Raw genomic sequence first — 290 nt, 5'->3', positions numbered from 1 at the left:
GCCGGCACCATCGGAGACATGGTTGATGGGCAACGCTCGGTTGCGCGAGTGATCGCGCGCGCTGTTGCCAGGGCGATCGGTCGCGTTCCTCCCGGAAAGCGCCCCGATTGGTGTGCAGACATTCCCTGCATGGCCATATCGCCCCCTACTTTGCGAAGGGACAATCGCGCACGACGCGCAATGCCCCCGATAACTAAGGCGTTAAAATCGGGGGTAACGGATCAGGAAATGTCAAAGCGCGCTCGGTTTGCATCATGTTCGCCAAGTCCGCCTCGGCGCGGCCATGCATT

Origin of the sequence: Sphingomonas radiodurans (genome assembly GCF_020866845.1) — a bacterium.
Taxonomy (GTDB): Bacteria; Pseudomonadota; Alphaproteobacteria; order Sphingomonadales; family Sphingomonadaceae; genus Sphingomonas; species Sphingomonas radiodurans.
Note: the sequence above shows the minus strand (reverse complement) of the source record.